Genomic DNA, 9,587 nt, shown 5'->3' on the forward strand with positions numbered 1-9,587 from the left:
AAGACTTGTTTGAACTGTGTTTGGATGTCCGGATCGCCGCTGAGCAAAAGAATGCTGAAGACCGAAGAAGAAAGCGTCATGAAGATTTCACCAGAAGAAGAGGGTCGGATTATTGCCCAGAGCGGATATCATGTCAACGAAGAAATAACCGGCAATCTGGCGAAGGACGACGTCACGGGCGTCAATCCATGACAACAAACAACTGATCGCACATTGCATACATAGCGCTCTCACTTCGAGATGTTCCCTTGCTCGTTCATTCGACATCATGACGGAAAGAAATTCTGTATCAAAAACCAGGAAGTTTTTTTCCTCATTTCGATCAATGGTCTTTTGTCCCGCTGTCCGGATGTCCGACCATCCTCCGTCCAAAAAAATAGAAGAGAATGCAAATGGGAACGGCGGGCTTGGATGGCCTTGACAGGGAACTCGTGGGCAGGGTATGAATACTGTCTCTTAATTCCGACCGGAATACTGTAGTATGAAGGTATCTCTTCGATCTACATATGGAATCATGGCAGCTGTTGACTTGGCCATGCACCCAGGATCGTTGCCCATTCAAGCAAAATCGATTGCCAAAAGACAGGGGATTCCAGCAAGGTTTCTCGAACAGGTTCTTCACATGATGAAGAAAGCCGGTCTAGTATCCAGTCTCAGGGGCGCTCAGGGCGGATACGTTTTGACAAAGAATCCGTCCGAGCTGTCCGTGGCGGACATCCTTGAGGCGCTCGACGGCCCGTTTCTTTCGATCTCAACCTCGAACGGGCACAGTTCCCTTCCTCGTCCGTCAAAAAACGAGGTCTTGCTGGCTGGAATCTGGGATCGAGTTTCCGCAGCAGAGCGTCATGTTCTTGAGGGTATAACCATCGAAGAATTAGCCGGGCAGCAGCGTCAACTCGATCAGCAACGGTCACTCATGTATCACATTTGAGGTCACCATGAGCCAATCAACGACCAGCACTGTCGCCATTCGTACCGAACCTATCCCTGCCGCCATTCTCGAAGAAATCGACACTTTTGAGAAGGAGGCCTTACGAATGCTTTCCGGGGAGATCGTCAACGATCTCTTCAAGCCTTTTAGGCTGCAGTACGGTATCTACGGCCAGCGCCAAGCCGGTGTACAGATGGTTCGGATCAAGATTCCTTTCGGCGGTCTCACGGCCAACCAGCTACGGCGTGTCGCGGAATTGGCCGATCGGTACGGAACAGGCGTCGGGCACGTCACGACCCGTCAGGATATCCAGCTGCACTTCGTCGAATTAAAGGATGTGCCCACCGTGATGCGGGGCCTCGCCGAAGTAGGACTCACAACGAGGGAAGCCTGTGCCAATACCGTCCGCAACGTCACCGCTTGCCATCTCGCCGGCGTTTGCCAGGGAGAGGTTTTTGACATTACACCCTATGCCAAAACGGTGGCCTATCACCTGTTGCGTAATGCGCTCAACCAGAGCTTGCCCCGTAAATTCAAGATTGCGTTCTCCGGCTGCAAGCACGACTGCGCCCTGACGCCGATTCACGACATCGGCTTGCTCGCGGTGAAACGGGAAGACGGGGTAATCGGGTTCCGAATGGTGGCAGGAGGCGGCCTAGGGTCGGCGCCCAGAATTGCCCAAGTCTTGCGGGAATTCACGCCGATGGAGGAACTTATCCCAAGCATCGAAGCCGTCATCAAGGTGTTCGACACATTGGGGAACCGTAAGAACCGCAACAAGGCCCGCATGAAATTCGTGATTGAAAAGCTCGGCTTCGACGAATTCAAACGACGGTGGGAAGAAGCCTATGTGGCGATGGGCCATGCCAGACCATCGAACGGCCCGTTGAAGATTTTAACCCATCAAGACGAACCGGTTCCCTTGATCATGCCCACGTCGAACGGGGCGAAATCAGTTTCCGTTCAGGGCAATGGTAACGGCAACGGTGCGCTTCAGGAAACGCCTTTCGACATGTGGAAGCGGACCAATGTCGTGCGGCAGAAACAGGCCGGTTACGTGTCGGCCGTCATCAAATTGTTTATGGGGGATCTTACAGCGGGGCAGATGCTCCACATTGCCGATTTGGCTGAGCGCTACTCTAACGGCAACTTACGGACGACAATCAATCAGAACATGATCATCCGCTGGATTCCGGAATCACGGATTGCGGATCTCTATGCCAACCTTGCATCACAGGGACTGTCCGATCCGGGCGCTGAATTGGTCGAGGACATCATCGCCTGCCCGGGAACGGACACGTGCGGTCTCGGGATCACATCCTCAAAGGGAGTTGCGAGGGCGTTGGCGGATGTGTTCCCGGCCGGCCGCGTACCCGAGGATCTCAAGGACGTCAGCGTCAAAATCAGCGGCTGCCACAACTCCTGCGCGCAGCATCACATTGCGACGATAGGGCTGCATGGTGTCGGGAAGCGGATCGGCGAGCATACAGTGCCGATGTACGAGTTGCACCTGGGCGGCAAGGTGAACGGCACGGCAAAGATCGGTCAGATGACTGTGAAGTTGCCGGCCAAGGCGGTCCCTGCCGCCATTACGCACCTGATCGAAGTCTACCGGCGAGACCGTAAGAACGGCGAAGGGTTGCCGGTTTTTATCGATCGCGTCGGAAAGAATGCCCTGAAAGATGAACTCATCCCCTATACGATTGCGCCCGCGTACACCGACGATCCGACGTTCTACTACGACTGGGAGGGAGAAGAAGAGTTCGTGTTGGAAGATCTCGGACCTGGAGAATGCGCCGGCGGCGCCCTCGAAATGATCGAAAACGGTATTCTCGAGGCCGACCAAGAGCTCTATCAGGCAAAACTTTTGGCCGATAACCATCAATTTTCGGTCTCGGTCAACAAATCCTATCGGGCGGTGCTCGCGGCGGCGAAGGCTCTATTGGTTACGGAAGGGCTCGAACCCTCCACCGACTCCGAAACTTTTATTGAGTTCGATCGCCGGATCGCTCAGAAGGGTGTGGTGCCGTCAATCTATCGCGAATTGAGCAAGAAGGTTGGTGATCTCGGCCCGAAGGAGACGACGGCGGAATCGGCAAAGGAGAAGATGGCCTTCGCAAAAGGTTTCGTCGATGCCTGCCGTGCAGCCACCGATCTGATGGGAAAAGATCTCAAACTGGCCGCGGTGAAAGAAGAAAAGGTTTCCGCACCTGTCGTTGCGCCGGAACCGAAATCTGCAGCGCCTGTGCCAACCGGTGCGCCTGTGTATGACCTGCGAGGGGTAGCCTGCCCGCTAAACTACGTCAAAACGAAGCTCAAACTGGAAATGATGGATGCCGGCGAGAAGTTGGAAGTGTGGCTCGATGCAGGAGAGCCGATCAAGAATGTGCCGATGAGTTTGAAGAATGACGGGCATCACCTGTTACTGCAAGAACCGCTGGAGCCGGAAGCGGCGCATTACAGGATTCTCGTTGAGAAAGTGGAGTAGCGCTGTGGCGAGATGTTCCCCTGCTTGCGGAACGCGCACAAGGAAACAGTGCTCGTTCAACGCGCGCAATTGGGAATCATCCCGTGACTGCTTGATTGTTGCCAAAGAAGAACGAAGATGACGGGACTGTCCCAACAAGAAATCCAAGCCTGGGGGGATTCGTTTGAAACGAAACAGCCGCAAGAGGTCTTGGCTGCGGCGATCGAACGCTATGCAGACAAGATCGTCTTGGCCTGTAGCTTCGGCGCGGAGGACGTCGTCCTAGTCGATATGGTCCATCGGATCGATCCGACGGTCCCGCTATTCTATTTAGATACAGACTTTCTGTTCCCGGAAACCTATGCGACAAGGGATCGTATTATCGAGAGATACAAGCTCCAGTCGGCACAAGTCCTGTCAGTGAAGTCTTTGCTCACACCTGAACGCCAGGCCGAACAGTATGGTGATGCGTTATGGACCAGTAATCCGGACCGATGCTGTCAGTTGCGGAAAGTCGAACCGCTCACTCGCGTGCTCAAAGGGTTCGACGCCTGGATTACAGGAATCAGGCGGGATCAGTCCCCGACCAGAGCCCATACGAAACTGATCGAGTGGGATGACAAGTTTCAGTTGGTGAAGATCAATCCACTTGCCAAATGGACGTGGGTCGATGTCTGGACCTACATCAAGATTCATGAAGTGCCGTACAACCCACTCCATGACCGGAATTATCCCAGTATTGGCTGCACCCATTGTACGAAGCCGGTCATGCCGGGTGAAGATCCTCGGTCTGGCCGCTGGCAAGGCAGTGCGAAAACCGAATGCGGATTACATAAGGCCTCTTGATGTCAATGCAAGAATTCATCGCGAAAATAGCCAAGGGCCCAAAGGGTTCCAAGGATCTGACATGGGATGAAGCCAAGCGTGCCATGAAATCGCTGATCGAGGGTGAGGCGACGCCGGCTCAGGCAGGTGCGTTCTTGGTGGCGATGCGCCTGAAGATGGAATCCGTCACCGAACTGGCCTCGTTCGCCGCGGCTGCCAGGTCCTACGTTCCTCCTGTGCACATTCCCCGGGAGCTCGGTGTTGTCGATCTGCCTTCTTATGCGGGAAAGCAGGACACCTTTCACGCGCTCGCCGGGGCGGCCATTGTTGCGGCGGCAGCAGGGGCGTCGATCCTCATGCATGGTTACGACGGTATCCCTGGCCGTCCCGGAAACGCGGGAATCTTGAAAGCTTTGGGAGTGCCGGTTGATCTGGAGCCGAAGAACGTGGCGGATGTCGTGACCAAGCAGGGATTTGGGTATCTCGACGTCGCCTTATACCATCCACCGCTCTACCGTTTTCTCGAGATGAGACAGGAACTCGGTGTGCGTAATGTGTTTCATCCCGTTGCTCGGCTCTTGAATCCGGCTCGTGCCGCGTCGCAAGTGGTGGGCCTTTCCCACCCACCCTATTTTGAAAAGACCGCTGAAGCCCTGCGTATGCTCGGTGTCCCGCGCGCCCTGGTTGTACGTGGAGTAGAAGGCGATCCGGAACTATCGATCGCCATGGTCACCAAGGTGTTGGAGTTGCGGGATGAAAGGATTTCACCCCTGACGCTTGCGCCGAAGGATGCCGGGCTGGCACTGGGCACCTCTCGTGAAATGGCGGGGTTTCCACCCGATCAACGTGAAAAAGAAGCCGACCTGCTGAAACGGATCCTGCACAATCAACTCCAGGGTGGACCGCGGGATTGGGTCGTATTGAATGCGGCTCTCTTGCTGTATGCGGCGGGCAAAGGATCATCGATCGCGGCTTGCGTCCCCCTTGCACGGCGGGCGATTGATGAGGGAACCGCGGCCAGGAAACTTGAATCGTTGAGTCAGGAAGCAGTGGCGTCCGGTGCGGCCGGACGCATCTAGTGAACGAACGAGAAGGATCGATCACGTGAAACATCTCCGCCAACTTGAAGACCAGAGCGTTTACATTCTGCGCGAAGCCTACAAGCACTTCGACAACCTCGCGATGTTGTGGTCGATGGGAAAGGATTCGACGGTTCTTCTGTGGCTGGCACGGAAAGCTTTTTTCGGGCACGTACCGTTTCCGCTCCTGCACGTCGATACCAGCTACAAGATTCCGGCCATGATCGAGTATCGCGATCGTCTCGCCAGAGAGTGGCATCTGAATCTGGTCGTCGGGCAGAACAAGGAGGCGTTGGCGGCCGGTATGAATCACACGATGGGGCGCGTGGTCTGCTGCACGGCGTTGAAGACCAACGGCCTCAAACAATTGCTCGAGCACAAGGGCTATACAGGGGTTATCTTGGGTGTGCGGGCCGATGAGGAAGGCACCAGGGCGAAAGAACGGTATTTCTCGCCGCGCGACAAACATGGCGATTGGGATTTCCGCGATCAGCCTCCGGAACTGTGGGACCAGTACAAGACGACATTCCCCCCGGGTACGCACATCCGTATCCATCCTTTGCTGGACTGGACGGAGATCAACATCTGGGAATACATCAAGCTAGAAAACATTCCGTTCATCGATTTGTATCTGGACAAGGGAGACGGGACCCGGTATCGCAGTCTCGGGTGTGCGCCCTGTACAGCACCGATTAAATCGACCGCCAAATCGGTTGACGACATCATCGATGAGCTTCGGCACACGACAGTTGCTGAGAGGTCCGGTCGCGCCCAGGATGAAGGTCGAGGGATGGAACTGCTCAGGAAAGATGGGTACATGTGATGACGTCTAACACTGGCCCTACAAAACCTTCCGAGAATCTTAACATCGTGATCGTCGGGCATGTCGATCACGGGAAGTCCACTCTCCTGGGTCGTCTGTACGCCGACACCGGCTCGTTGCCAGACGGCAAGCTCGAAAAGGTTCAAGCAATCTGCCGCCAGCAAGGCAAGGAATTCGAGTACGCGTTCCTCTTCGATGCGTTTCTCGAAGAGCAAGAGCAGGGCATTACGATCGATACGGCCCGCACGTTCTTTATGTGGAAGGGGAGGCAATACATCATCATCGACGCACCGGGCCATAAGGAATTTCTCAAGAACATGATATCCGGCGCGGCGAGGGCCGAGGCGGCACTGCTGTTGATCGACGCGCTCGAGGGTGTCAAGGAGCAATCCAAGAAACACGGTTACCTTCTGTCGCTCCTGGGCGTGCGCCAGTTCGCCGTCATCGTCAATAAGATGGATCTCGTCGGCTATCGACAGGATGTGTTCGAAGGAATCGAGAAGGAGTATCGGGAATTCCTGGGACACTTCGGAGCTGTGCCGGAGCGGATTATTCCGGTCAGCGCCAAGCTGGGCGACAACATCGCGAATCGTAGCAAAGCGATGCCGTGGTACAAAGGCCCCACCGTGCTGGACACGCTCAGTCTTTTCAAGAAAGAAACGGCGCGCTCCGAGCAGCCGCTTCGGTTTCCGGTTCAGGATGTGTACAAGTTCGACGCCCGCCGCATTATCGCGGGCCGCGTTGCGGCGGGGCGGTTGAAAATCGGGGACCATCTCGTCTTTTCACCCTCAAACAAGCGGGCCAACATCCGATCGGTCGAGGCCTTCAACATTGAACCCGTACCAACGGGGGCTGAAGCGGGTCAGTCAATCGGTGTCACACTCGATGAGCAGATCTTCGTCGAGCGCGGTGAGCTCGCCACGCATCAGGAACATCTTCCGCTCGTGTCGACAGCATTCCGCGCCAATCTCTTCTGGCTCGGCCGTCGTCCGTTGGAAAAGGGCCGCAAGTATCTGCTTCGCGTCGCTACCAAGGAAGTAGACTGCGAGGTGGCTGCGATTCATCGAATCATCGACACGATGGACCTGAATCAGCAACAAGGCGGGACTTCGGTCGGCAGAAATCAAGTCGCCGAACTGACCCTTCGGACTAAAACACCAGTTGCGTTCGATCTCTCCGCATCGTTCGAAGTGACGGGCCGCTTCGTCCTCGTCGACGACTACGACATTGCCGGAGGCGGTATCGTTACTGAATTGGTGCACGACGACCAAGAGTTTCTGCGAGAAGAGGCTAGGCGGCGGGATTTTGCCTGGGTTAAGGGCGAGGTGGGTATCGAGGAACGGGCGCAACAGTACGGCCATCGGGCCGCAATCGTGCTCATCACCGGAGGGCGGCACACGGGGAAGTCGTTCTTGGCCAAGAAACTCGAGTCCAGATTGGTGGCCGACGGCCGCCATGCATACTTGCTTGACGGCGAGAATCTCCGGCGGGGCCTGGATGCGGATCTCTCTGAAAAGGAAAAAAGCCAAACATCGGAAATGGCCCGGAGATACGGGGAGGTTGCCAGATTACTCGTCGACACAGGCTTGATCGTCGTCTCCACGACCAATCCGTTCGGCTTGGATTATGTTGAGGCGGCGCAAGCCATTCGGACTTTAGTCCATCCGACTCCGGTCATCTCGGTTCACATGAGTAAAACCCCGGAGGAAGCTCCGCCTAATGCTGACATCGTGTTGTCCGGCCCGGCGGACTTCGATGACGCAACAAGGCGGATCTTAGACGAGTTGAAGCGGCGCGGTGTTCTGGCACAGGCCATAGGGGCAAAACCGACGTTTCAGTATTCAATATAATAGAGCAGCGGATGCCTTTGTCCCTGTTGCCGTTCAGGCCTTTTCGGTGGTTTGACTCTCCCAAAATCCCTATGTTACCGTATCGCTTCCCATCGTCACGAACACTAACCGAAGGTGCAGCCCGTGCCTCCTGAAAAGGATCTCAAAACGATTCTGGGTAAACTCCGCTATTCCGACGATGCCAAGGTCGTTCAGCAAATCACCGAACAGATGAAGCAGGTCCAGGCCCGTATGGCCGGCATCAAGCACAAACTGGTCGTGATGAGCGGCAAGGGCGGGGTCGGCAAGAGTATGACCACTGTCAATCTTGCGCTCGCGTTAGCCAGGCAGAATGCTCGGGTGGGCTTGCTGGACGTGGACCTCAATGGTCCCTGCGTGCCCCGCATGCTGGGGCTCCACGGGCAATCCTTGACCATGACCCCGGAGGGGGCCATCCCTCCGATCGGTCCCTTGGGAATCAAGGTCGCGTCCATGGATTTCTTTCTCGGCGCTGCATCACCGGTCCGCTGGAAGGGCCCGATGGATGTCAGTCCGGTTTGGCTGGGCTTGATGGAAATGAACGTGATAAGAGAGTTTCTCGCCGATGTCGCGTGGGGCGAACTGGATTACCTTCTGGCCGACCTGCCGCCGGGGGCGGCTGCCGACAAACCGCCTGTCATTGCGGGCTTTATTCCTGATCTGGCCGGGGCGATTGTCGTGACGACTCCTTCAGAAGTCGCTTCCGACGTCGTACAGAAGTCCGTGACCTATGCCCGCGACATGGGCATCAAGGTGCTCGGGATTGTCGAAAACATGAGTGAATACCGCTGCCCGTCCTGCGGCGAGCAGAATGAATTGTTCGAAGGCAACACGGAAGCCATGTGCGAAGCGCTCGACCTTCCGTTGTTGGGCCGTATTCCGTTCGATCGAAAGCTGGCCCGTACGTTCGACAAGGGCGAACCCTTGCTGGACGAGACCTATCCGACGATCCAGCGATATCAGGAGATCGTCGGCCGGATCAGAACATTGCTCGATTATAAGAAAGTTCTGGCCGAACAACTGTGACGCTCACCTGAGAGGAGCTGCCATGAAATTCGTGTGCCTCAACTGCGAAACTTACATGAACTTCGAAAAGGTCGAGAAGCCGGGTGAAGGCTCGCTCGGGGTTTTTTTCGGCTGCCCGTCCTGTGGGGCGAAGTTTTCCATGGTCACGAATCCCGGTGAAACGCAGATGGTCAGCTCGCTTGGCGTGAAGCTCGGCGGCAGGACCGACGCGGCCGAACCGTTCGAAATGACGCGCGGGACACTTAAGGACGAAGCCCTCGCGGGATCGGGCCAGATGGCCGCGTATTTGAACGAGAAGATTCAAGGGGGACAACCGGCTACGGCTGCTTTATCGTCCGCCAAGAGCGGTGACAAGCCCAGTAGCGGGTGTCCTTTTTCAGCGATGGTGGCAGAGATGGGGCTCACTTCGGGCGGTAAACCAGCCAACGGCGGCACGGCGGACTCGGAGTTTATCTGGTCTCCCGATGCGAAGGAGAAGCTGGATCGGCTTCCTGCCTTTGTCAAGCCGATGGTACAGAGCAGTGTCGAAGCATATGCGCGGAAGCAGGGATACAAGACGATCACGTTG

General features: G+C 56.1%; 9 protein-coding genes. All 9 read left to right on the forward strand.

Translation table 11 applies throughout. The features are described 5' to 3' along the window. A partial coding sequence (locus tag ACWVCN_RS09690; RefSeq protein ID WP_455245413.1) for a hypothetical protein occupies positions 1–192 on the forward strand: 192 nt, incomplete at its 5' end. A gap of 289 nt (positions 193–481) precedes the next feature. After that, positions 482–931 carry an RrF2 family transcriptional regulator gene (locus tag ACWVCN_RS09695; RefSeq protein ID WP_455245414.1) on the forward strand — a complete coding sequence of 150 codons (450 nt, stop codon included), beginning with the start codon at positions 482–484 and terminating at the stop codon, positions 929–931. Between the two features lie 7 nt (positions 932–938). Then, positions 939–3,419, forward strand: a complete 2,481-nt coding sequence (locus tag ACWVCN_RS09700) for a sulfurtransferase TusA family protein (RefSeq protein WP_455245415.1) — start codon at positions 939–941, stop codon at positions 3,417–3,419. 117 nt (positions 3,420–3,536) lie between these two features. After that, positions 3,537–4,244: a phosphoadenylyl-sulfate reductase gene (locus ACWVCN_RS09705; protein WP_455245416.1), complete on the forward strand. Its 708-nt coding sequence runs from the start codon at positions 3,537–3,539 to the stop codon at positions 4,242–4,244. Then, complete coding sequence (trpD, locus tag ACWVCN_RS09710; protein WP_455245417.1) at positions 4,244–5,302, forward strand: anthranilate phosphoribosyltransferase; 1,059 nt, start codon at positions 4,244–4,246, stop codon at positions 5,300–5,302. The genes ACWVCN_RS09705 and trpD overlap by 1 nt, the downstream gene beginning before the upstream one ends. 25 nt (positions 5,303–5,327) lie before the next feature. Continuing rightward, the gene (gene cysD, locus ACWVCN_RS09715; protein ID WP_455245419.1) at positions 5,328–6,125 is read left to right on the forward strand and encodes a sulfate adenylyltransferase subunit CysD; all 798 of its coding nucleotides are present in this window, start codon (positions 5,328–5,330) and stop codon (positions 6,123–6,125) included. Beyond that, positions 6,125–7,975, forward strand: a complete 1,851-nt coding sequence (locus ACWVCN_RS09720) for a GTP-binding protein (protein WP_455245420.1) — start codon at positions 6,125–6,127, stop codon at positions 7,973–7,975. The genes cysD and ACWVCN_RS09720 overlap by 1 nt, the downstream gene beginning before the upstream one ends. A 123-nt stretch (positions 7,976–8,098) precedes the next feature. Next, a complete protein-coding gene (locus ACWVCN_RS09725) occupies positions 8,099–9,019 on the forward strand; it encodes an Mrp/NBP35 family ATP-binding protein (protein ID WP_455245422.1) in 921 nt (306 codons plus the stop codon). A gap of 22 nt (positions 9,020–9,041) precedes the next feature. Further along, positions 9,042–9,587 (forward strand): PCP reductase family protein (locus tag ACWVCN_RS09730; RefSeq protein WP_455245423.1); only part of this gene is annotated, 546 nt, incomplete at its 3' end.

This window comes from Petrachloros mirabilis (assembly GCF_975968855.1).

What these genes read in the sequence shown, in the direction of transcription:
- ACWVCN_RS09705 (WP_455245416.1), top strand. Translation starts at nt 3,537, where the DNA reads ATGACGGGACTGTCCCAACAAGAAATCCAAGCCTGGGGGGATTCGTTT.
- trpD (WP_455245417.1), top strand. Translation starts at nt 4,244, where the DNA reads ATGTCAATGCAAGAATTCATCGCGAAAATAGCCAAGGGCCCAAAGGGT.
- ACWVCN_RS09720 (WP_455245420.1), top strand. Translation starts at nt 6,125, where the DNA reads ATGACGTCTAACACTGGCCCTACAAAACCTTCCGAGAATCTTAACATC.
- ACWVCN_RS09700 (WP_455245415.1), top strand. Translation starts at nt 939, where the DNA reads ATGAGCCAATCAACGACCAGCACTGTCGCCATTCGTACCGAACCTATC.
- ACWVCN_RS09695 (WP_455245414.1), top strand. Translation starts at nt 482, where the DNA reads ATGAAGGTATCTCTTCGATCTACATATGGAATCATGGCAGCTGTTGAC.